At 71.5% G+C, this 23183-nt stretch carries 16 protein-coding genes and 1 pseudogene; 12 read left to right on the plus strand and 5 right to left on the minus strand.

The window, feature by feature from the left end:
* The first annotated feature begins 3 nt into the window (after positions 1 to 3).
* The 3 genes from D6270_RS25995 to hflX all read left to right on the plus strand — a co-directional run bounded on the left by D6270_RS25995 (position 4) and on the right by hflX (position 5383).
* Positions 4 to 2157 carry a RelA/SpoT family protein gene (locus D6270_RS25995; RefSeq protein WP_109163250.1) on the plus strand — a complete coding sequence of 718 codons (2154 nt, stop codon included), beginning with the start codon at positions 4 to 6 and terminating at the stop codon, positions 2155 to 2157.
* A gap of 88 nt (positions 2158 to 2245) precedes the next feature.
* The gene (locus D6270_RS26000; RefSeq protein ID WP_109163249.1) at positions 2246 to 3700 is read left to right on the plus strand and encodes a M1 family metallopeptidase; all 1455 of its coding nucleotides are present in this window, start codon (positions 2246 to 2248) and stop codon (positions 3698 to 3700) included.
* Positions 3701 to 3862: 162 nt separating this feature from the next.
* Positions 3863 to 5383 carry a GTPase HflX gene (gene hflX, locus D6270_RS26005; protein ID WP_109163248.1) on the plus strand — a complete coding sequence of 507 codons (1521 nt, stop codon included), beginning with the start codon at positions 3863 to 3865 and terminating at the stop codon, positions 5381 to 5383.
* 65 nt (positions 5384 to 5448) lie between these two features.
* Here hflX and D6270_RS26010 read toward each other — a convergent pair whose 3' ends face one another.
* The gene (locus tag D6270_RS26010; protein WP_204117053.1) at positions 5449 to 5895 is read right to left on the minus strand and encodes an ATP-binding protein; all 447 of its coding nucleotides are present in this window, start codon (positions 5893 to 5895) and stop codon (positions 5449 to 5451) included.
* Positions 5896 to 6134: 239 nt separating this feature from the next.
* On the opposite strand from D6270_RS26010, the gene D6270_RS26015 reads away from it, so the two are divergent.
* Positions 6135 to 6518 carry a hypothetical protein gene (locus D6270_RS26015; protein WP_109163247.1) on the plus strand — a complete coding sequence of 128 codons (384 nt, stop codon included), beginning with the start codon at positions 6135 to 6137 and terminating at the stop codon, positions 6516 to 6518.
* A 47-nt stretch (positions 6519 to 6565) separates the two neighbouring features.
* Here D6270_RS26015 and D6270_RS26020 read toward each other — a convergent pair whose 3' ends face one another.
* Positions 6566 to 7735: a trypsin-like serine peptidase gene (locus D6270_RS26020; protein WP_109163246.1), complete on the minus strand. Its 1170-nt coding sequence runs from the start codon at positions 7733 to 7735 to the stop codon at positions 6566 to 6568.
* 356 nt (positions 7736 to 8091) lie between these two features.
* Between D6270_RS26020 and D6270_RS26025 the strand changes: the two genes are divergently transcribed.
* From D6270_RS26025 to D6270_RS26045, 5 genes are read left to right on the plus strand one after another with little or no spacing between them, the layout of a single operon-like run.
* Positions 8092 to 9495, plus strand: a complete 1404-nt coding sequence (locus D6270_RS26025) for a diaminobutyrate--2-oxoglutarate transaminase family protein (protein ID WP_109163245.1) — start codon at positions 8092 to 8094, stop codon at positions 9493 to 9495.
* Positions 9496 to 9523: 28 nt separating this feature from the next.
* Positions 9524 to 11464 (plus strand): IucA/IucC family protein, encoded by a 1941-nt coding sequence (locus D6270_RS26030; RefSeq protein WP_109163244.1) that lies wholly within the window; start codon positions 9524 to 9526, stop codon positions 11462 to 11464.
* A gap of 38 nt (positions 11465 to 11502) precedes the next feature.
* Positions 11503 to 12291 (plus strand): GNAT family N-acetyltransferase, encoded by a 789-nt coding sequence (locus D6270_RS26035; protein ID WP_204117052.1) that lies wholly within the window; start codon positions 11503 to 11505, stop codon positions 12289 to 12291.
* A gap of 60 nt (positions 12292 to 12351) precedes the next feature.
* Positions 12352 to 14268 (plus strand): IucA/IucC family protein, encoded by a 1917-nt coding sequence (locus tag D6270_RS26040; protein WP_109163243.1) that lies wholly within the window; start codon positions 12352 to 12354, stop codon positions 14266 to 14268.
* A 38-nt stretch (positions 14269 to 14306) separates the two neighbouring features.
* Positions 14307 to 16277 (plus strand): ATP-dependent DNA helicase, encoded by a 1971-nt coding sequence (locus tag D6270_RS26045; protein ID WP_109163242.1) that lies wholly within the window; start codon positions 14307 to 14309, stop codon positions 16275 to 16277.
* A gap of 96 nt (positions 16278 to 16373) precedes the next feature.
* On the opposite strand, the gene lexA is transcribed toward D6270_RS26045, so the two are convergent.
* Positions 16374 to 17171, minus strand: coding sequence for a transcriptional repressor LexA (gene lexA / locus D6270_RS26050; protein ID WP_026242273.1), 798 nt, complete (start codon positions 17169 to 17171; stop codon positions 16374 to 16376).
* A 483-nt stretch (positions 17172 to 17654) separates the two neighbouring features.
* Here lexA and nrdR point away from each other — a divergent pair, with 483 nt between their 5' ends.
* Both nrdR and D6270_RS26060 read left to right on the plus strand, forming a co-directional pair.
* Positions 17655 to 18167, plus strand: coding sequence for a transcriptional regulator NrdR (gene nrdR, locus D6270_RS26055; RefSeq protein WP_109163241.1), 513 nt, complete (start codon positions 17655 to 17657; stop codon positions 18165 to 18167).
* Positions 18168 to 18332: 165 nt separating this feature from the next.
* Positions 18333 to 21227 (plus strand): vitamin B12-dependent ribonucleotide reductase, encoded by a 2895-nt coding sequence (locus D6270_RS26060; protein WP_109163240.1) that lies wholly within the window; start codon positions 18333 to 18335, stop codon positions 21225 to 21227.
* Between the two features lie 95 nt (positions 21228 to 21322).
* Here the strand turns inward: D6270_RS26060 and D6270_RS26065 are convergent, their stop codons facing one another.
* Together D6270_RS26065 and D6270_RS26070 are read right to left on the minus strand one after the other, a co-directional pair.
* Entirely contained in the window at positions 21323 to 21859 is a 537-nt protein-coding gene (locus tag D6270_RS26065; RefSeq protein WP_109163239.1) for a TerD family protein, read from the minus strand.
* Between the two features lie 175 nt (positions 21860 to 22034).
* Positions 22035 to 22418 (minus strand): annotated as a pseudogene (locus tag D6270_RS26070) (DUF1152 domain-containing protein); the annotation flags it as partial.
* Between the two features lie 66 nt (positions 22419 to 22484).
* On the opposite strand from D6270_RS26070, the gene D6270_RS26075 reads away from it, so the two are divergent.
* Complete coding sequence (locus D6270_RS26075) at positions 22485 to 23090, plus strand: YdbC family protein (protein ID WP_109163238.1); 606 nt, start codon at positions 22485 to 22487, stop codon at positions 23088 to 23090.
* Positions 23091 to 23183: the final 93 nt, after the last annotated feature.

Consider the following 23183-nt stretch of genomic DNA (forward strand, 5'->3'; position numbering starts at 1 on the left):
CCCATGAGTGCAGAGGCCGCCGATCCCGCCGCTGTGCCCCGCAGGCGGAGCCGGCCCAGGATCGATCTGCGCAGACTGGGCCGGGTGGCGCTGCTCGGCCCGGTCTCCCGCGACCGGCTGCCCGACGCCATCGGCCATGTCGCCGACGCGCACCGCGCCCACCACCCCGACGCCGACCTGGCCATCCTGCACCGCGCCTACGTCCTCGCGGAGTCCTCGCACCGGGGTCAGATGCGCAAGAGCGGCGAGCCGTACATCACGCACCCGCTGGCCGTCACCCTGATCCTCGCCGAACTCGGCGCCGAGACCACCACCCTGACCGCCTCCCTCCTCCACGACACCGTCGAGGACACCGAGGTGACCCTCGATCAGGTACGGGAGCAGTTCGGCGAAGAGGTCTGCTATCTCGTCGACGGCGTCACCAAACTGGAGAAGGTCGACTACGGGGCCGCCGCCGAGCCCGAGACCTTCCGCAAGATGCTCGTCGCCACCGGCAACGACGTCCGGGTCATGTCGATCAAACTGGCCGACCGGCTGCACAACATGCGCACCCTCACCGTGATGCGCCCCGAGAAGCAGGCACGGATCGCCAAGGTCACCCGGGACGTCCTCATCCCGCTGGCCGAGCGGCTCGGCGTCCAGGCGCTCAAGACCGAGCTCGAGGACCTGGTCTTCGCGATCCTCGACCCCGAGGAGTACGAGGACACCCGAGCCCTCATCGCCGACGCGACAAACGGCGAGGACCCGCTGTCCGCCATCGCCGACAGCGTCCGGGCCACCCTGCGGGAAGCGGGCATCGGTGCCGAGGTCCTCATCAGGCCGCGCCACTTCGTCTCCGTCCACCGGGTCCGCAGGAAACGCGGTGAACTGCGCCCCACCGACTTCGGCCGGCTGCTGGTCCTGGTCGGCGAGGACGCCGACTGCTACGCGGTCCTCGGTGAGCTGCACACCTGCTTCACGCCGGTGATCTCCGAGTTCAAGGACTTCATCGCCGCCCCCAAGTTCAACCTGTACCAGTCGCTGCACACCGCCGTCGTCGGCCCCGAGGGAGCCGTCGCCGAGGTCCTCATCCGTACGCACCGGATGCACAAGGTCGCCGAGGCGGGCGTCGTCGCCCTGGGCAACCCGTACGCCCACGACGCGGCCACCGCCCAGGACGGCACCACCGCCACGCAGGCCGAGCCCTCCGACGAGCGCGCCGACCCGACCCGGCCCGGCTGGCTCTCCCGGCTGCTGGACTGGCAGGAGTCCGCCACCGACCCGGACACCTTCTGGACCACCCTGCGCGCCGACCTCGCCCAGGACCGCGAGATCACCGTCTTCCGCACCGACGGCAGGACCCTCGGCCTGCCCGCCGGGGCCAGCTGCGTCGACGCCGCCTACGCCCAGCACGGCGAGCGGGCGCACGCCTGCATCGGCGCCCGGGTCAACGGCCGCCTCGCCACCCTCTCCACCGTCCTCAGCGACGGCGACACCGTGCAGCTGCTGCTCGCCCAGGACACCGCCTCCGGCCCCTCGCCCGAGTGGCTGGACCACGCCCGCACCCCCGCCGCCCGGATCGCGATCACCGGCTGGCTCTCCGCCCACCCCGACGCCCCGGGCCCCGAGGCCGAGGGCCCCGCGGAGCCGGCGGCCGACGGCCCGCACCCCACCGCGCCCGCCCGCACCCGGTCCGGCGGGCGCGCGGCCAACGTCCTCGTCGACGGTTCGGAGAGCCCCACCCGCCTGGCTGGCTGCTGTACGCCGGTGCCTCCGGACGAGGTGGTCGGCATCGTCGTCCGGGGCGGCGCCGTGACCGTGCACCGCCAGGAGTGCCCCGCCGTCGCCCGGATGCGGGAGATCGGCCGCGCCCCCGTCGCCACCCGCTGGCGCGAGGAGGAGGACGGCTGGAGCGACACCGCCGCCTGCCGGGTCACCCTCGTCGCCGAGTCCTTCGGACGCCCCCGGCTGCTGGCCGACCTCACCGAGGCGATCGCCACGGCCGACGCGGCCATCGTCTCCGCCACCGTGGAGCCGCCCAGCGAGCAGCGCGTCCGGCACACCTACACGCTCCAGCTCCCGGACGCCGCCGGACTGCCCGCCCTGATGCGGGCGATGCGCGAGGTCGCCGGGGTCTACGACGTCAGCCGCGCCCAGCACCCGGCCGCCACCGGCTGACGACGCCCCCCCCGGGGAGGCCGCCTCGTTCGGGTGGTGCGGCGCGCGGCACCCCCGGGAGAGCGCCCGGCGCTGATAGCGGTAGTCCATGCCGCACCTCTCCCGCCGCCTGCGGGCCGCGCTCCTGGCCACCGCATCGCTCTCCCTCGTCGCCGCCGCCCTGCCCGCCCCCGAGCCCCTCGGCATCGGTGACCGGCTCTTCCCCGAGCTGGGCAACCCCGGCTACGACGTCCTCACGTACGACATCGCCTTCACCTACCACGGCGGCAACACCAAGCCCCTGGACGCCGTGACCAAGATCAGGGCCCGCACCACCGCACCGCTGGACCGGATCAACCTCGACTTCGCCCGGGGCACCGTCCGGAGCGCCGAGGTCAACGGGCAGGCCGTCGACTTCGGCAGCAAGAACGAGGACCTGGTCCTCCAGGCCCCCCGCCGCCTCCCCGCGGGCGTGCCGCTGAACATCACCGTCCGGCACACCAGCGACCCGTCCGGCAGCGCGGGCAACGGCGGCTGGGTCCGTACCGCCGACGGCCTCGCCATGGCCAACCAGGCCGACGCCGCCCACCGGGTCTTCCCCAGCAACGACCACCCGTCGGACAAGGCGTACTTCACCTTCCGTATCACCGCCCCCAAGGACCTCACGGCCGTCGCCAACGGACTGCCCGTCGGCCACACCCGTAACGGCACGACGACCACCTGGACCTACCGCACCCAGCACCCCATGGCCACCGAGCTGGCCCAGGTCTCCATCGGCCGCTCCCACGTCCACCACCACACCGGACCGCACGGCCTGCCGCTGCGCGACGTCGTCCCGGCCGCCGATCTCGCGAAGATGGAGCCCTGGCTGAGGAAGACCCCCGCCCAGCTGGAGTGGATGGAGCGGCGGGTCGGCCGCTACCCCTTCGAGACGTACGGAGTCCTCGTCGCCGACAGCCGCATCGGCTTCGCGCTGGAGACCCAGACGATCTCGCTGTTCGGCAGGTCCCTCTTCACCGAACCCGCCTACCCCGAGTGGTACGTCGACTCCGTCATGGTCCACGAACTGGCCCACCAGTGGTTCGGCAACAGCGTCTCGCCCGCCTCCTGGTCCGATCTCTGGCTCAACGAGGGGCACGCCAGCTGGTACGAGGCCCTGTACGCGGAGGAGAACGGCGGCGGGACGCTGGAGCGGCGGATGCGTGAGGCGTACAAGCTCTCCGACGGCTGGCGGGCGAACGGCGGACCGCCCGCGCACCCGGACGGCCCGGCGGAGGGGGAGAAGCTCTCCCTGTTCCGGCCCGTCGTCTACGACGGCAGCGCCCTGGTGCTCTACGCCCTGCGCCAGGAGATCGGCGCGGACGCCTTCGACCGGCTGCAGCGCGCCTGGGTACGGACCCACCGGGACGGTACGGCGACCACGGCGGACTTCACCCGGCTGGCGTCCGGCATCGCGGGACGCGACCTGACCGCCTTCTTCGAGGAGTGGCTGTACGGGAAGAAGACCCCGCCGATGCCCGGGCACCCCGACTGGAGCGCGGCCGAACCCGCTGCCACCCCCTGAGGGCGGGGGAAAACCCCAGTGACGGGCCGGGCGGGGCCGTGCCACTATCGACACGTCGGCACGGCGGACCGCACCGGACTCCCCGGCGGGAGTGGCCGGGAATCATCCGGACAGGTCACACGTTGTGACTGACGTAAAGACTTCTATCGACGTAAGGATCCAATGACCTCCTCTTCTTCCCTTCCCCAGGACGCGCAGGACGCGCAGAGCGCCACGGAGAACACCCCCGAGAGCCTCACGGAGAGCCTTCGGGCCGACGCCCTGATGGAAGAGGACGTCGCCTGGAGCCAGGAGATCGACGGAGCGCGCGACGGCGACCAGCTGGACCGCTCCGAGCGTGCCGCCCTGCGGCGCGTGGCCGGCCTCTCCACGGAGCTCGAGGACGTCACCGAGGTCGAGTACCGACAGCTGCGCCTGGAGCGCGTCGTGCTGGTCGGTGTCTGGACCTCGGGGACGGTGCGTGACGCGGAGATCTCCCTCGCGGAGCTCGCCGCACTCGCCGAGACGGCGGGCGCACAGGTCCTGGACGCGGTGTACCAGCGGCGCGACAAGCCCGACCCGGCGACCTACATCGGTTCCGGCAAGGCGCTGGAGCTGCGCGACATCGTCCTGGAGACCGGGGCCGACACCGTCATCTGCGACGGTGAGCTGAGCCCCGGCCAGCTGATCCACCTGGAAGACGTCGTCAAGGTGAAGGTGGTCGACCGGACCGCCCTCATCCTCGACATCTTCGCCCAGCACGCCAAGTCCCGTGAGGGCAAGGCGCAGGTCTCGCTGGCCCAGATGCAGTACATGCTGCCGCGACTGCGCGGCTGGGGTCAGTCGCTCTCCCGTCAGATGGGCGGCGCCGGTTCCGGCGGCGGTGGCGGCATGGCCACCCGTGGCCCCGGTGAGACCAAGATCGAGACGGACCGGCGTCGGATCCGCGAGAAGATGGCGAAGATGCGCCGGGAGATCGCGGAGATGAAGACCGGCCGCGAGATCAAGCGCCAGGAGCGCAAGCGCAACAAGGTGCCCTCCGTCGCCATCGCCGGATACACCAACGCCGGCAAGTCGTCGCTGCTCAACCGCCTCACCGGAGCCGGTGTCCTGGTGGAGAACGCCCTGTTCGCCACCCTGGACCCGACCGTGCGCCGGGCCGAGACACCGAGCGGCCGCATCTACACCCTCGCCGACACCGTCGGGTTCGTACGGCACCTGCCGCACCACCTGGTCGAGGCGTTCCGCTCCACCATGGAGGAGGTCGGCGAGTCCGATCTCATCCTGCACGTGGTGGACGGCTCGCACCCGGTGCCCGAGGAGCAGCTCGCCGCCGTGCGCGAGGTGATCCGGGACGTCGGCGCGGTCGACGTACGCGAGATCGTCGTGATCAACAAGGCGGACGCCGCGGACCCGCTGGTCCTCCAGCGTCTGCTGCGCAACGAGAAGTACGCGATCGCCGTCTCGGCCCGGACCGGTGCCGGGATCGCCGAGCTGCTCGCGCTCATCGACGCCGAGCTGCCGCGCCCGTCCGTCGAGATCGAGGTGCTCGTGCCGTACATCCAGGGGGCGCTGGTCTCCCGGGTGCACGCCGAGGGTGAGGTCCTCTCCGAGGAGCACACCGCCGAGGGCACCCTGCTCAAGGCCCAGGTCCACGAGGAGCTGGCCGCGGAGCTGGGGACGTTCGTCCCCGCAGCGCACTGATCACCGCACGGCGCAGGCCGTGATGGTGCGACGAAGACGCCCGACCGGGTCCGCCCGGCCGGGCGTCACCCGTTTCCTGGGTCCTGACGCCCCGCCGCGGTGTCCTCGTACCCCGGGGGCACGAAGCAGGCGGTCACGGTCTTGCCGTCCCGCTGCGGGTGGTGCTGCCAGCTGTCGGCCAGCGCGTCCACGATGGCCATGCCGCGGCCACCGAGCGCGCCCGGGTCGTCCGGGCGCCGGGCGGGCGGCTGCGAACTGGAGTCGTGGACGCTGACGTGCAGGCAGGCGCTGTCCCACGTCAGGATCAGCTGGGCGTCGCTGTGGGCGTGCTTGTGCGCGTTGGTGATCAGCTCGGAGACGGCGATGAGCACCGAGTCCACGGTGTCGGGCGCGTTCCGGGCCCACTCCAGGGATTCGAGGTGCTCGCGCGCCCAGTGCCGTCCCGCGCGCACTCCTTGGGCGATGGGAAAGGACTGCGCCCAACCCACCGCCCTCATCGTGGAATCGGTCATGATCATGCCTCTCGGTCGGTCCCACGGTATTCGGCGCTCGGTCGCCTTCCGTGTACCCGCCGGAGCGCGGAACACCGTCCCCGCCCTGCTTCTGAGCCGACGGCGCGGAGCTGATGGGCGGGACGTTCATCGGGCAGTCGACGATGCCCCCCCCGCACGAGGAGCAACCATGCCGTTCTGACGGCGAGCCGTCCGCACGTTCTCCCGTCGGTTCGCCGGTCGTCGGGCACCATGGCCTGATGGACGCCGATCAGCCGGAGCGCACACCCGACGGCCGGTACATCGTGGTGAACGGCCGTCGCTGGCGGGCCACCGACCCGGAGATCCCCGAGGACATCGCCGCCGGTCTGCGCCGCCACCTCATGGCGGCCCGGCGCGCGATCGCCGCCTCCCACCGGAACGCCGACCCGGCGGCCGAGAAGCGGGCCCGGAGCCGGGTCCACGCAGCCAAGGTGGCCCTCGGCGAACGCTCCACAGCGTGGTGGGAGCAGTCCCTCGCCGAGCGCCGCCGCCGGTGGGAGACCGGGGCCGCGGAGCTGGACGCCACTCAGGAGCCCGGACAGCCCGCCGCCCGGGCGGCCGACGGAGAGAGCCGGCCACCTAGGCGCAAGAGATCCGACTGACCCGCATACGGCGGACGTCTCCGACGGGCGCGTACGACGGCCGGGAGCTACCGGCCCGCGTACTTCTCACTGACGGCGCGGTAGACGCCCTCGGCCTCCTTGCCGAGCCGGGGACCGGCCAGCCAGCCCGCAGAGATCGGGCCGATCGAGGTGTTGGAGACCAGCGCGGGCTTGCCGTCCGAGCCCGCCGCGACCCAGCCGCCGCCGGAGGAACCGCCGGTCATGGTGCAGCCGATGCGGTACATCGTCGGCTCGTCCTGGCGGATCGAGAGGCGGCCCGGCTTGTCCTTGCACTGGAGCAGCTTCTGGCCGTCGAACGGCGGCGCGGCCGGGTAGCCGGTGGCCGTCATGTCGGCGATCTGCGGCACGGCGGGGGCGTTGAAGTCGACCGGCAGCGCCGAACCGACCGTCTCCTCCAGCGACTTGCCCGTCGCCCCCTTCTCCGGCGTGACATGCAGCACCGCGAAGTCGTACGGGGCACCCTGGCCGCCGGTGGCCGCGCCCTGGGCGATCCACTGCTCGGAGGTCTGGGCCCACCGGCCCCACCAGACACCGTAGGGAGCGATCTTCTCCTTGGGCGCGGTCTCCAGCTCCGTGAGGGAGAGGTTGTCGTTGTTGTACGACGGGACGAAGGCGATGTTGCGGTACCAGCCGCCCGCCTTGCCGGCGTGCACACAGTGCCCGGCGGTCCACACCATGTTGGACTTCCCGGGGTTCGCCGGGTCCTTCACCACGGTCGCGGAACAGACCATGGAGCCCTGGGGGCCGTCGAAGAGCAGCTTCCCGGACTCCGGCGCGTTGTCGTGGTACGGCGTCGCGACACCGGCCGCCTGTACGGGGGCGGGCGTCGGGTCCGTCACGCCGTCGTCGCCGGAGATGTCGTTGTCGACCGGGTTCTCCGGGGGCTTCTCGGCCTCCCGCATCCGGTCGGGGTCCCAGAGGCCGTCGATGATCGGGTTGACGAAGTCCTTGGCCTCACGCAGCCACGTGTCCTTGTCCCAGTTCTTCCACTCGCCGTCCCGCCACTTGTCCGGGTCGATCCCGTGCTCCTTGAGCCGGTCCTTCAGGTCGTCCGGAATGGTGACCTTGCCGTCGGCCTGGCCGGCCGAAGCGGAGGGCGTCGTACCGCCCGCGTCGTCCTCCTCCGGACCGCAGGCGGTGGCGGTGAGCGCCAGGACGGCGACGGCCGCCGTCGCGGCGAGCACGCCGGAGGGCATGCGCCGTACGCGCCTGCCGCGGCGTGCGGTGTCGGTCGGGCGAATGGGTCGCATCTGGTGATCCCCCTGGGACTTCGTCACTCGGTACTCCGTGCGGCTTTCGGACACTTCGGGGCCGTAGGACAGCTGTTCTCGGCCCTCTGCGCGGCCCCCACTATGCCGGTGCCGTTGGGGACGGTATGCGGCAGGTCCGCGGTTCCGTCCCCGCAAGGGTGTTCCGATTCACCCGTGATCCCTTGCGGCCGGCGTCGTTGGTACGTACGGGGGACACCAGGACAGCGTTCACCCCCGCACTCCGTCCGCGCCGAAACGTACTGACGTGCAACGCAACTGTTACCGCAGGAGGATCAAGAGCCGTGTCCGTGACCGAACCCGCTCCGGTGGCGCCGCCTCCCGCACCCCCCGTGCACGAGGGCATCCTCCGCCGCCAGTCGCTGCGCGAGTCGGCCGCCCGTACCTATGCGCGGTCCCTGCCGATCGTCCCCGTCCGGGCGCGCGGGCTCACCATCGAGGGCGCGGACGGACGGCGCTATCTGGACTGTCTGTCCGGTGCGGGCACCCTGGCGCTCGGCCACAACCACCCGGTGGTGCTCGAAGCCATCCGGAAGGTCATCGACTCCGGCGCCCCCCTGCACGTCCTGGACCTCGCCACCCCGGTCAAGGACGCCTTCACCACCGAGTTGTTCGCCACCCTGCCGCGCGAGTTCGCCGACAACGCGCGCATCCAGTTCTGCGGCCCCGCCGGTACGGACGCCGTCGAGGCCGCCCTCAAGCTGGTCCGCGCCGCGACCGGCCGCGACGGCCTGCTCACCTTCACCGGCGCGTACCACGGCATGACGGCCGGGGCTCTGGAGGCCTCCGGCGGCGCCCGGGACGTCCGGGTGACCCGGCTGCCCTTCCCGCAGGACTACCGCTGCCCGTTCGGGATCGGCGGCGAGCGCGGCGCCGCCCTCGGCGCACGGTGGACGGAGCATCTGCTGGACGACGAGAAGGGCGGCGTCCCGGCCCCGGCGGGGATGATCCTGGAGCCGGTGCAGGGCGAGGGCGGCGTCAACCCCGCCCCGGACGGCTGGCTCCGCAGGATGCGCGAGATCACCCGGGCCAGGGGCATCCCGCTCATCGCCGACGAGGTGCAGACCGGCGTCGGCAGGACCGGCGCCTTCTGGGCGGTGGAGCACAGCGGCATCGTGCCGGACGTCATGGTCCTCTCCAAGGCGATCGGCGGATCCCTGCCGCTCGCGGTCATCGTCTACCGCGCTGAGCTGGACCTCTGGCAGCCGGGCGCCCACGCGGGTACGTTTCGTGGCAACCAGCTCGCCATGGCGGCGGGCGCGGCCACCCTCGCGTACGTCCGGGAGCACGGGCTGGCGGAGCGGGCGGCGGCCTTGGGCGCCCGAATGCTCGACAGCCTGCGGAAGTTGCGGGCGGACCATCCGGGGATCGGCGACGTACGGGGGCGCGGACTGATGATCGGCCTGGAGCTGGTGGACCCCGAGGCCGCGCCCCTCCCGGCCGAGGCCGACGACCACGCCCCGGCCCCGCCGCCGGACCCGGCCCTCGCCCGCGCCGTCCAGCAGGAGTGCCTGGACCGCGGCCTCATCGTCGAACTGGGCGGCCGGCACAGTGCCGTTGTCCGCCTCCTCCCCCCGCTCACCCTCACCGACGAGCAGGCGAGTGCCGTCGTCGACCGTCTGGCCGACGCGCTGGCGGCCGCGGAGCGTTCGCCGCACCGCAGGGCCGCCGCCGGGCCGACCACCTGATCCCCGGAACCACACAAGGAAGACCGCCGTGAACCCCACCCCCGCCTCCGAGGCCGACGGCCCCGGTACCCCCCAGCACCGAGGGCAGGACGGACCGGCCGCCCCCGGCACGGTCGAGGCGACGACGACCGTGCCCCACCAGAAAGCTCCTTACGAGGGCGACCCGGACGCCCTCACGGAGCCCGGCGCCCCGCAAGCCCCGGCCGGCATGGGCCCGGCCGATGGATCTCCGTACGACGAACTCCTCCGCAGCCAGGACCCGTTGGACCACCCCGACCCCCTGCGGGCCGCCGACGCCGCCGGTACGGAGAGCCTGCTGCGGTGCTGGACCCGGGAGAACGACCTGCCCCGGCCCGAAGGCGACACCCTGCGCGTGGCCTTCCCCGCCACCGGCACCGCCCTCCTCGTCCCCGTCCACTACTGGTCCGCCACCGGAGCCCACCGCTTCGGCGCCCCCGTCCTCGAAGGCGCCCCCGAGAAGGCCCCGCCCGCCGACGCCGTCACCGTCGCCGTCCTCATCGGCCGGGAGGCCGACCGCAACGGCTCCGCCGACCTGGTCGCCCGGGTCGCCGACTCCGTACGCCACACCGCCGGCTTCGTCGAACAGCGCCGCCGCCACCCCGCCGAACCGGCCGGTGCCGACCTCTTCCTCACCGCCGAGCAGTCCCTTCTCCTCGGCCATCCGCTCCACCCCACCCCCAAGAGCCGCGAGGGGCTCTCCGAGGCGGAGTCCCGGCGCTACTCGCCCGAGCTCCACGGCTCCTTCCCGCTCCACTGGTTCGCCGCCGACCGCACCCTGGCCGCCACCGACTCCGCCTGGACCGACGGCGGCCCGGCCTCCGCCGAGGAGCTGCTCGCCCCGCACCGCGACGGGCTGCGCCTGCCGCCCGGCACCGTCGCCGTGCCGCTCCACCCCTGGCAGGCCGCCGACCTGCTGAGCCGCCCTCAGGTCGCCGCCCTCCAGGAGACCGGCCTGCTGCACGACCTCGGCCCGCACGGCGAGCACTGGCACCCCACCTCCTCCATCCGCACCGTGCACCGCCCCGGCGCCCGGGTGATGCTCAAGCTCTCCCTCGGCGTACGCATCACCAACTCCCGCCGTGAGAACCTCCGCAAGGAGCTGCACCGGGGCGTCGAGGTCCACCGCCTCCTGACCACCGGCCTCGCCGAGAGCTGGCAGCGGGCCCACCCCGGCTTCGACATCGTCCGCGACCCCGCCTGGCTCGCCGTCGACGATCCCGAGGGCACCCCCGTCACCGGCCTCGACGTGATGCTCCGCCAGAACCCCTTCGGCCCGGCCGACGACGCCGTCTGCATCGCCGGGCTCACCGCCCAGCGCCCCCGGCCCGGGCAGCCTCTGATGCGCTCCCGGCTCGCGGAGGCCGTCGCCGCTCTGGCCGTACGGACCGGCCGCCCGGTCGCGGACATCTCCGCCGAGTGGCTCCGGCGCTATCTGGACCGCGTCGTCCGCCCGGTCCTCTGGCTGGACGCCCACGCCGGTGTCGCCCTCGAAGCGCACCAGCAGAACACCCTGGTCCTCCTCGACCCGGACGGCTGGCCGACCGGCGGGCGCTACCGGGACAACCAGGGCTACTACTTCCGCGAGTCCCGCCGCGACGAGCTGGAACGGCGCCTTCCGGGCATCGGCACCGTCAGCGACACCTTCGTCTCCGACCCGGTCACCGACGAACGGTTCGCCTACTACCTGGGCATCAACAACGTCCTCGGCCTGATCGGCGCGTTCGGCGCCCAGCGCCTCGCCGACGAGCAGGACCTGCTCGCGGTCCTTCGCCACTTCCTCACCGAGACCGCTGAACTGGGCTCACCCCTGCCCATGTATCTCCTGGAGAACCGCCGACTGCGCTGCAAGGCCAACCTGCTGACCCGGCTGCACGGCCTGGACGAGCTGGTCGGCCCGGTGGACACCCAGTCCGTCTACGTCTCCATCGCCAACCCGCTGTACGCCTGAGGGGCCCGGCCCCCCGCCCCAGAGAGGAGAGTGTCACCGTGCCTCCCGCCGACGCCCCCGCGGAACCGGACGCGGTGCCTCCCCAACCGGCCGACGTGGACCCGGATCCACGCCCCGGGCCCAGGGATCCGGGCACCGCCGCCATGCCCTCCGGCACCGGCACCGAGGACACCCTCGATCTGAAGCTCACCGAGGAGCTCCTCGCCCTCGTCGGCGAGGACCGGAGCAGGGCGGCGGCAGGGCGCGACCCCGCCGCCGAGCTGCTCGGCTCCCCGGCCACCTGGCCCGGAGCGACCACCGAGGCCGGGGTGTTCCACCTGGTCCCGGTGGTCCTGGAGCGCGATCTCGCCGTCCTCAGCAGCTGGATGAACGACCCCGCCGTCGCCGCCTTCTGGGAGCTGGCCGGGCCCGAGTCCGTCACCGCCGACCATCTGAGGCCGCAGCTCGAAGGGGACGGCCGCTCCATCCCCTGCCTCGGTGTCCTCGACGGAACGCCCATGAGCTACTGGGAGATCTACCGCGCCGACCTGGACCCGCTGGCCCGCCACTACGCCGCCCGTCTCCATGACACGGGGGTCCACCTCCTCATCGGGGGCGTGAACAACCGCGGGAGGGGCGTGGGCACCACCCTGCTCCGCGCCGTCGCCGACCTCGTCCTGGACAACCTGCCACGGTGCGGCCGGGTCGTCGCCGAGCCGGACCTGCGCAACACCCCGTCCGTATCGGCCTTCCTGAGCGCCGGATTCCGCTTCTCCGCGGAAGTGGACCTCCCCGGCAAACGTGCCGCCCTCATGATCCGCGACCGAACGTACCGTGATCACCTGTGAACATCGCTCCGCACCGTCCACACCGCTCGAACCCCATCGGTTCCACCCGGAGGAGTCCCCGTGCCGACATATCCCGCGAGCCATGATTCAGCCGACCCTCACCCCCTGCTCAGCCCCCCGGAGCTGAACCGGCGGGTCTGGGACCGGGCCGCAGCGCGGCTGCTCGCCAAGATGCTCGGCGAGTTCGCGTACGAGGAGATCATCGAGCCCGAGCGACGGCCCGGCGACGGCTGCCTCCACTCCCTGCGCCTCGACGACGGTACGGAGCTCCGCTTCTCGGCCCGCCGGGGCGTCTACGGCAGCTGGCGCGTCGACCCCGACTCGATCGAGTCCGTCCACCGGCCCGCGACCGCCCTCTCCAACGGCGCTTCCCCGCCCGCCGGTTCACCCTCGCGCAAGGTGTCCTCCAACGGCTCCTCCGACGGGACCCGCCCGTTCCGCGACCCGCTGCGGTTCCTCGCCGGCGCAAGGGGCCTCCTCGGACTCGACGGCGCCACCCTCGGCCACCTCATCCGGGAGCTGACCCTCACGCTCTCCGCCGACGCCCGCCTCGACCACACCGCCCTCACCGCGGCCCAGCTCGCCGAGGTCGGCTACGCCGAGCTCGAAGGCCACCAGACCGGCCACCCCTGGCTGGTGGCGAGCAAGGGACGGCTCGGCTTCTCCGCCGCCGACGCGGCCCACTTCACGCCCGAGACCCGCAGCCCCCTCCAGCTGCCGTGGATCGCCGTGAGCACCCGCATCGCGCAGTACCGGGGGGTGGGCCGCCTCACCACCCCCGAGCACCTCTACGCCGAAGAGCTCGACCCCTCCGTCCGCGCCTCGTTCGCCGCCGAACTGCACGCGCGGGGCCTGGACCCCGAGAGCTATCTCTACCTTCCCGTACACCCCTGGCAGTGGGACGAATGGATCGTTCCGCTCTTCGCCCCCGCCATCGCCGACGGGGACGTCGTGGCCCTGCACACCGACGGCGACGCGCGCCTCGCGCAGCAGTCCGTGCGCACGTTCGCCAACGTCGGCCGGCCCGACCGGCACACGGTGAAGCTGCCGCTCTCCATCCTCAACACCCTGGTCTGGCGCGGCCTTCCGACCGAGCGGACCCTCGCCGCCCCCGCTGTCACCGCCTGGGTCCAGGGTCTGTGCGAGGCCGACCCGTTCCTCCGCGACACCTGCCGGGTCATCCTCCTCGGCGAGGTCGCATCCGTCGCCGTGGAGCACCCGCTCTACGACCACCTCCCCGAAGCCCCGTACCAGTACAAGGAAATCCTCGGCGCGATCTGGCGGGAGCCCCTGCCGCCCCGCCTCGCACCCGGTGAACGCGCCCGCACACTGGCCTCCCTCCTCCATACGGATCCGGCCGGCCGCGCGTTCACCGCCGAACTCGTGGAGCGCTCCGGGCTCGCCCCGGCCGCCTGGCTCACCCGCCTCTTCGCCGCCCTGCTGCCGCCGCTCCTGCACTTCCTCTACCGCTACGGCACGGTCTTCTCCCCGCACGGCGAGAACGCCATCGTCGTCTTCGACCAGAACGACGTGCCCGTACGCCTCGCGATCAAGGACTTCGTCGACGACGTCAACATCAGCGCCCACCCGCTGCCGGAGCACGACACCATGCCCGATGAGGTGCGTACGGTCCTGCTCACCGAGGAGCCGTCCTTCCTCACCCAGTTCATCCACTCCGGCCTCTTCGTGGGCGTCTTCCGCTATCTGTCCCCGCTCTGCGAGGAGCAGCTGGGGGTGAGCGAGGACGAGTTCTGGTCACTCGTCCGGGCGGAGATCGTCCGCCACCACGCCCGCTTCCCGGAACTCAAGGAGCGGTTCGAGCTGTTCGACATGCTCACCCCCGAGATCGAACGGCTCTGTCTCAACCGGAACCGGCTGCATGTGGACGGCTACCGGGACCGCTCCAGCCGCCCGCACGCGGCGATCCACGGCACCGTTCCCAACCCGCTGCACCCCGCCGCCCGGATCCGGGAGTGACCGCCGTTGTCAGTGGTGCGCCGTAGGGTGGTCGGGCTATGACGAAGCCATCCCTCCCCGAGCTCCTGCACGCCGCCGTCACCGCCGTCGGCGGTACGGAGCGCCCCGGCCAGGCCGCCATGGCCGAGGCCGTCGCCGAGGCGGTCGACGACCAATCCCATCTGCTCGTCCAGGCCGGCACCGGCACCGGCAAGTCCCTCGGCTATCTGGTGCCCGCGCTGGCGCACGGGGAGCGGGTCGTCGTGGCCACGGCCACCCTCGCCCTCCAGCGCCAGCTGGTGGAGCGGGACCTGCCGCGCACGGTGGAGGCCCTGCACCCGCTGCTGCGCCGCCGCCCGCAGTACGCGATGCTCAAGGGCCGGTCGAACTACCTCTGCCTGCACCGGCTCCACGAAGGGGCCCCCCAGGACGAGGAGGAGGGGCTCTTCGACCAGTTCGAGGCGGCGGCACCCTCCAGCAAGCTGGGCCAGGACCTGCTGCGGCTGCGGGACTGGTCGGACGAGACGGAGACCGGCGACCGCGACGACCTCACCCCCGGCGTCTCCGACCGGGCCTGGGCGCAGATCTCGGTCTCCTCGCGCGAGTGCCTGGGCGCGACGAAGTGCGCGTACGGCGCCGAGTGCTTCGCCGAGGCGGCCCGTGAGCGCGCCAAGCTCGCCGATGTGGTCGTCACCAACCACGCCCTGCTCGCGATCGACGCCATCGAGGGCGCCCCGGTGCTGCCCTCGCACGAGGTGCTGATCGTGGACGAGGCGCACGAGCTGGTCTCCCGGGTGACCGGGGTCGCCACCGGCGAGCTGACCCCGGCGCAGGTCAACCGGGCGGTCCGGCGGGCGGCGAAGCTGGTCAACGAGAAGGCCGCCGACGCGCTCCAGACCGCCGCCGAGGGGTTCGAGCGCGTGATGGAGCTGGCGCTCCCGGGACGCCTCGAGGAGGTCCCCGAGGATCTGGGGTACGCGCTGATGGCGCTGCGCGACGCGGCCCGTACGGTGATCTCCGCGATGGGCGCCACCCGCGACAAGTCGGTCCAGGACGAGGACGCGGTCCGTAAGCAGGCCCTGGCCTCGGTCGAGTCGATCCACGGGGTCGCCGAGCGCATCACCCAGGGCTCGGAGTACGACGTCGTCTGGTACGAGCAGCACGACCGGTTCGGCGCCTCGGTGCGGGTGGCCCCGCTCTCCGTCTCCGGGCTGCTGCGCGAGAAGCTCTTCACCGAGCGCTCCGTGGTCCTGACCTCGGCCACGCTGAAGCTCGGCGGGGACTTCAACGGGGTGGGAGCCTCCCTGGGGCTCGCCCCCGAGGGCACCGCCAGCGACGACGTCCCGCAGTGGAAGGGACTGGACGTCGGCTCCCCGTTCGACTACCCGAAGCAGGGCATCCTCTATGTCGCCCGGCATCTGAACACCCCGGGCCGCGAGGGCTCCCGTACGGACATGCTGGACGAGCTCGCCGAGCTGGTGGAGGCGGCGGGCGGCCGCACGCTGGGGCTGTTCTCCTCCATGCGCGGGGCCAAGGCGGCCGCCGAGGAGCTGCGGGGAAGGCTGGACAAGCCGATCCTGCTCCAGGGCGAGGAGACCCTCGGCGAGCTGATCAAGAACTTCGCCGCCGACCCGGAGACCTGCCTCTTCGGCACGCTCTCGCTCTGGCAGGGCGTGGACGTGCCGGGGCCGAGCTGTCAGCTGGTGGTCATGGACCGGATCCCGTTCCCCCGGCCCGACGACCCGCTGATGAGCGCACGCCAGAAGGCGGTCGAGGAGGCCGGCGGCAACGGGTTCATGGCGGTGGCCGCGACGCACTCCGCGCTGCTGATGGCCCAGGGCGCGGGCCGGCTGGTCCGGGCCATGGGGGACAAGGGCGTGGTCGCCGTGCTGGACCCGCGCCTGGCCAATGCGCGGTACGGCAGCTATCTGCGCGCCTCGATGCCGGACTTCTGGTACACGACGGACCGCAACCAGGCCCGCCGCTCGCTGGCCGCGATCGACGCCCTGGCCAAGGCGGACGGCAAGTAGACCGCCACGACGAAGCACCACCACGACGAAGCCCCGGGCCCGCCGCAAGGCGTCCCGGGGCTTCGTCGTGTACGTGAGGTCGCCGACCGGTGCTCTTCACACCCGCCGCAGCACCGCCACCACCTTGCCGAGGATCGTCGCCTCGTCACCGGGGATCGGCTGGTACGCGGCGTTGTGCGGCAGCAGCCACACATGGCCGTCCTCGCGGCGGAAGCGCTTGACGGTCGCCTCGCCGTCCAGCATCGCGGCGACGATGTCCCCGTTCTCCGCGACGGGCTGGCGGCGCACGGTGACCCAGTCGCCGTCACAGATCGCCGCTTCGATCATCGAGTCACCGACGACCTTCAGGACGAACAGCTCACCGTCACCGACGAGCTGGCGCGGCAGCGGGAAGACGTCCTCGACCGACTCCTCGGCGAGGATCGGCCCACCGGCGGCGATCCGGCCCACCAGGGGAACGTACGACGCGGCGGGCTTCCCCGTCGTGTCGGTCGGCTGGGTGCTCGGCTGGTCCGATCCGCGCACCTCGTAGGCGCGCGGCCGGTGCGGGTCGCGCCGGAGGAAGCCCTTGCGCTCCAGGGCCATCAGCTGATGGGCGACGGACGACGTGCTGGACAGGCCCACCGCCTGACCGATCTCCCGCATCGACGGCGGGTACCCCCGGCGCTGCACGGAGTCGCGGATGACCTCGATGACCCGCCGCTGCCGGTCCGTGAGTCCCGAGCTGTCCGCCCTGATCCCTGGCGGCCTTCCGGGCAAGGAGCGCCCGGGCCGCGCGGGCTCGGGCCCGTCCGTGTTCGTGACTGAGTCATTCATGGCATGCACCGGCTCAAGTCGGCTCTGGGAGCGGTGGTCCCGGGCGGTGATGGTGGCACTGTCTGCGGTCGTGGTCACGTCGGCCCCTCTCGAATGTTCTCCCTAGCTGGACAACGGTAGTAGCTTTCGAAAGGTTGCGCCAAACACACGTTCGAGTGAAAAACGAATAAAGGGCTGCCGCGATGCTTCCCGCAGGTGTATATGAGCGCTGAGTCGAAGGCTCGTACGGGGTCTCGCGCCGCCCCGCCCCGGGGGCGTGCCCAGTCTTTCATCCCGGGTGTGCGCCCCGGGCCCCCGGCGGCTCGCGGAGCGCGCGATTCCCGTACCCTCTTCCCTGGCCCGCGCTCCCCCCTGGCACCATCCGGGGCGCGACACGCGGTAGGGCAGAAAATGCGACGGAACCCTAGATCTAGTGGTTGGATCGTCCCGGCCACCCAGAAGTTGTGGTCCTGGGTTCAACCGGCCCCGGGGCATCGCCTATGCTGGGGACTGCTTCCCAGGGGCCCGAAAGGGTCGGCCGGAGAGGCTGTTCAGTCGCGCTGTGAAGGAGGGTTGGGAGCCATGCACTGCCCCTTCTGCAGGCACCCCGACAGCCGGGTCGTCGACAGTCGCACCACCGACGACGGGACGTCGATCCGCCGCCGCCGCCAGTGCCCCGACTGCACCCGCCGCTTCACCACGGTGGAGACCTGCTCGCTGATGGTCGTCAAACGCAGCGGCGTGACCGAACCTTTCAGTCGCACCAAGGTCATCTCCGGCGTCCGCAAGGCATGCCAGGGCCGGCCCGTCACGGAGGACGCCCTCGCCAAACTCGGCCAGCGGGTCGAGGAGGCGGTGCGCGCCACCGGCAGCGCCGAGCTGACCACCCACGACGTGGGTCTGGCCATACTCGGCCCCCTGCAGGAACTCGACCTCGTCGCGTACCTGCGCTTCGCGTCCGTCTACCGGGCGTTCGATTCCCTGGAAGACTTCGAGGCCGCCATCGTGGAATTGCGCGCGCAGCGGCCCACCGCAGAGGACTGCGGGAGCGGCGAGACCCTTGAGGTCCCCGCACCCGCCATTGCCGCCGACTGAGCGGTACCTGCCCGTCACCGTCCGGAGTCATGTCCTCCGGCCGGTGACCGGGCGATTCAGAACCTGTTCCCGCGGCCCGACGTGGCCCGTGGGACGACGGACACACACTGTGCCTGGGAAGAACTGGGCACTTCAGGGCGTTTTTGCCCATATATGGGAGGCGGCATGACAGAGACGGCGAGCGGCCCGGCACGAGGTTCCCGCACCAAGGGCGCCAAGGCGAGCAAGGGTCTGCGTATCGAGCGCATCCACACCACCCCCGGCGTGCATCCGTACGACGAGGTGGCGTGGGAGCGCCGTGACGTCGTCATGACCAATTGGCGCGACGGCTCGATCAACTTCGAGCAGCGTGGCGTCGAGTTCCCCGACTTCTGGTCGGTGAACGCGGTCAACATCGTCACCAGCAAGTATTTCCGCGGCGCGGTCGGCACCCCGCAGCGCGAGACCGGTCTCAAGCAGCTGATCGACCGGATCGTGAAGACGTACCGGAAGGCCGGCGAGGAGAACAGCTACTTCGCCTCTCCCGCGGACGCCGAGATCTTCGAGCACGAGCTGGCGTACGCCCTCCTGCACCAGGTCTTCAGCTTCAACTCCCCGGTCTGGTTCAACGTCGGAACGCCCCAGCCGCAGCAGGTCTCCGCCTGCTTCATCCTGGCCGTCGACGACTCCATGGAGTCGATCCTCGACTGGTACAAGGAAGAGGGCATGATCTTCAAGGGCGGCTCCGGCGCCGGCCTGAACCTCTCCCGGATCCGCTCCTCCAAGGAGCTCCTCTCCTCCGGCGGCAACGCCTCCGGACCGGTCTCCTTCATGCGCGGAGCCGACGCCTCCGCCGGGACCATCAAGTCAGGTGGCGCCACCCGCCGGGCGGCCAAGATGGTCATCCTCGACGTCGACCACCCCGACATCGAGGCCTTCATCGAGACCAAGGTGAAGGAGGAGGAGAAGATCCGCGCCCTGCGTGACGCGGGCTTCGACATGGACCTGGGCGGCGACGACATCACGTCCGTCCAGTACCAGAACGCCAACAACTCGGTCCGCGTGAACGACGAGTTCATGAAGGCCGTCGAGGCCGGCTCCAAGTTCGGGCTGCGGGCCCGGATGACCGGCGACGTCATCGAAGAGGTCGAGGCCAAGTCCCTCTTCCGCAAGATGGCCGAGGCCGCCTGGGCCTGTGCCGACCCCGGCATCCAGTACGACGACACCATCAACGCCTGGCACACCTGCCCGGAGTCCGGCCGGATCAACGGCTCGAACCCGTGCAGCGAGTACATGCACCTGGACAACACCTCGTGCAACCTCGCCTCGCTCAACCTGATGAAGTTCCTCAAGGACGACGGCCTGGGCAACCAGTCCTTCGAGTCCGAGCGCTTCTCCAAGGTCGTCGAGCTGGTCATCACCGCGATGGACATCTCGATCTGCTTCGCGGACTTCCCGACGCAGAAGATCGGCGAGAACACCCGCGCCTACCGCCAGCTGGGCATCGGTTACGCCAACCTCGGCGCCCTCCTGATGGCGACCGGTCACGCGTACGACAGCGACGGCGGCCGTGCCCTGGCCGGTGCCATCACCTCACTGATGACCAGCACGTCCTACAAGCGCTCCGCCGAGCTGGCCGCGGTCGTCGGCCCGTACGACGGCTACGCCCGCAACGCCGAGCCGCACCAGCGCGTCATGAAGCAGCACGCCGACGCCAACACCAAGGCCATCCGCACCGACGACCTGGACGCCCCCGTCTGGGCCGCGGCCACGGAGGCCTGGCAGGACGTGATCCGGCTCGGCGCGAAGAACGGTTTCCGTAACGCGCAGGCCTCGGTCATCGCGCCCACCGGCACCATCGGTCTCGCGATGTCCTGCGACACCACCGGCCTGGAGCCCGACCTCGCCCTGGTCAAGTTCAAGAAGCTGGTCGGCGGCGGCTCCATGCAGATCGTCAACGGCACGGTCCCGCAGGCACTGCGCCGCATGGGCTACCAGCCGGAGCAGATCGAGGCGATCGTCGCCCACATCGCCGACCACGGCAACGTGATCGACGCCCCCGGCCTCAAGCCCGAGCACTACGAGGTCTTCGACTGCGCGATGGGCGAGCGCTCCATCTCCGCGATGGGCCACGTCCGGATGATGGCGGCCATCCAGCCGTGGATCTCCGGCGCGCTCTCCAAGACGGTCAACCTGCCCGAGACCGCCACCGTCGAGGACGTCGAAGAGGTCTACTTCGAGGCGTGGAAGCTGGGCGTCAAGGCGCTCGCGATCTACCGCGACAACTGCAAGGTCGGCCAGCCCCTCTCCGCCAAGACCAAGGACAAGGAGAAGGAAGAGGTCACCGCGAAGGCCGAGGAGACCATCCGTACGGCGGTCGAGAAGGTCGTCGAGTACCGCCCGGTCCGCAAGCGCCTCCCCAAGGGCCGCCCCGGCATCACCACCTCCTTCACGGTGGGTGGCGCCGAGGGCTACATGACCGCCAACTCCTACCCGGACGACGGTCTCGGCGAGGTCTTCCTGAAGATGTCCAAGCAGGGGTCCACCCTCGCGGGCATGATGGACGCCTTCTCCATCGCGGTCTCGGTCGGTCTGCAGTACGGCGTCCCGCTGGAGACGTACGTCTCGAAGTTCACGAACATGCGCTTCGAGCCGGCCGGTATGACCGACGACCCGGACGTGCGGATGGCGCAGTCGATCGTCGACTACATCTTCCGCCGCCTGGCGCTGGACTTCCTGCCCTTCGAGACCCGCTCCGCCCTCGGCATCCACTCCGCCGAGGAGCGCCAGCGCCACCTCGACACCGGTTCGTACGAGCCGACCTTCGAGGCGGACGGTGTGGACTCCGAGAGCCTGGCCCAGTCGGCCCCGGTGCAGCCCGAGCTGAAGGCGGTGGCGGCTCCCCGCGAGTCCGCCCCGAAGCCGGCTCCGGCGACGGCGCACACCTCGGCCGAGCTGGTCGAGATGCAGCTCGGTATCAGCGCGGACGCCCCGCTCTGCTTCTCCTGCGGTACGAAGATGCAGCGCGCCGGCTCCTGCTACATCTGCGAGGGCTGCGGCTCCACCAGCGGTTGCAGCTGACACCTGGCTGAGCGGTAGGTGACGAAGGGGACCGGCCTCGGGCCGGTCCCCTTCGGTATGCCCGGCACGCATTGGCCGGAACTCGTCGATGCGGTTCAGGCCCCGGCGTCGCGGTCACCCATCACCGCGGCGAACGCGTCGGGATCGGCGTCGAAGCCGCGTACGTCCGGGCGGAACACCCACTGGCCCGAACCCGTGCGGGAGAACTCCGCGACGACGGCCGCCGTCGACCCGGCTACGCTCCCGAAGTCGTCCTCGATCAGGCTCGTGTAGCCCTCCCGGATCTGCACCCCCGTGCTGCCGACCTCGCCGAAGGTCCTGCGGCCCTCGCGCTGCTGGATGGCGACGCCGACGACCACCCGGCCGTACCGGTCCGCCAGCCGGCCCAACTCGATCGTCATGACCTCGTCGTAGCCGAACCCCTGCCCCGTCCTGCTGTCCCGGTTCAGCGTGATGGTGCCGTCGGGCGAGCGGCTGTCGAAGTGCACCAGGTACGAGGGACTGCCGTGCGGGGCCTCCGCCGGGTAGGTCGCCGCGATGATGTCGAGGTCGATGTCCGGCTCACCGTGCGGGCTGGGGTCCCATTTGATCCGTACCTCGACTTTCTCGATGTCCTTGTTCGGAGTGCTCACCGGACTTCCCCTCCTGGCCGACGGCCCATGGACCGTTCTCGTCATCCGATTCACCCGATCATGTACGGAACGGGCCACGCCGCCAACTGCCCCGCTGCCGGACGGCGGATTCGGGCCATGCGCCCTCTGCGTCCGGTGTGTTCACCGGGGTCAGTGGGGGATCCGGAGCGGCGGCCGCTGTACGGGGCACGGAGAACGCCCCCAGGTAGGCGCCCGCGCGTTCGAGCGCGGCGATGTTCTCCAGCACCGCACCGTGGCTCACCCCGTGGTGGGCGTCGACCCCGAAACCGATGGCGACGACGAGGCGTTCGGGCCCCTGGATCCCGGCGAGCGCCGCGACCGAGGCGAGATCCTCCTCCGGCGTGCCGGGCCCCGACTCGTCACCGCGCATCAGGATGTGCGTGCCGCCGTCCACGAGGACCACCACGTCGGGGCCGTACCGCTCGATCAGTGCCTGGTAGGCGGTGCGCAGCGGCTGGACCCCGGCCCGGGCCAGCGCGTGCACCGTGCTCGGGTAGCCGTTCCGCGCGAGCCACTGGGCGAGGGTGCGCTCGCGGAACGTCCGGTTCGGTTGGTCCGCGGACGACCGTGACCCGTGCCACGTTCCGCCCCGTACGATGGCGCGGTGCTGGTGAAGTGGATTCGCTGTTCCGTGGTGGACCGTCATGGTTTCGAGCGAGGACAGCGGAAGTGGGCGGGGCTGCTCGGCGAGCCGGGGTTCAGGGGGCAGAGCGGCGGGTGGAGCCGAACACGCCCCGACGTCGCCCACGTCTTCGCGTTCTGGGAGAACCGCGTCTTCTACGACTCGTTCACGGCCCGTGGCCACGACCAGCTGGCGTCCGCGCAGACGGGCACGTTCCGTGACATGCAGGTCATGCTCTTCGAGCGCCGGTTCGACGTGAAGACGGGGTTCGAGCCCGACTTCACCGACGCGGACATCGTCAGGGTCGCGCACAGCAGCGTCCACGAGGACCGGGCCGAGCACTTCGTACTCATGCAGAAACAGGTGTGGAACCCGGCGATGGCCGGTTCCCCCGGGATGTTGCGCGGGGTCTTCGGGGAGGCGCCCGGCAACGAGTTCCTCGTGCTCTCGATGTGGAAGTCGAGTGCCGAGCGGGGCAAGTACCGCGCCGACGGGGCGGAGCGGCTGGCGGCCCGCGCGCAGACCGAGACGGATGTGGCGGCGCTGACGGGGGACGTCGTGGAGCTGGAACCGTCCTGGACGGTCTGAACTACGGGCACGCCTGTACGGAGCCGATCTACGGGAGCGATACGGGTCACGTGCGACCTCTGTGGATCGCGTGTGTTCTCCGTGGACCGTGGT

The organism is Streptomyces griseus subsp. griseus, from assembly GCF_003610995.1.
GTDB lineage: Bacteria > Actinomycetota > Actinomycetes > Streptomycetales > Streptomycetaceae > Streptomyces.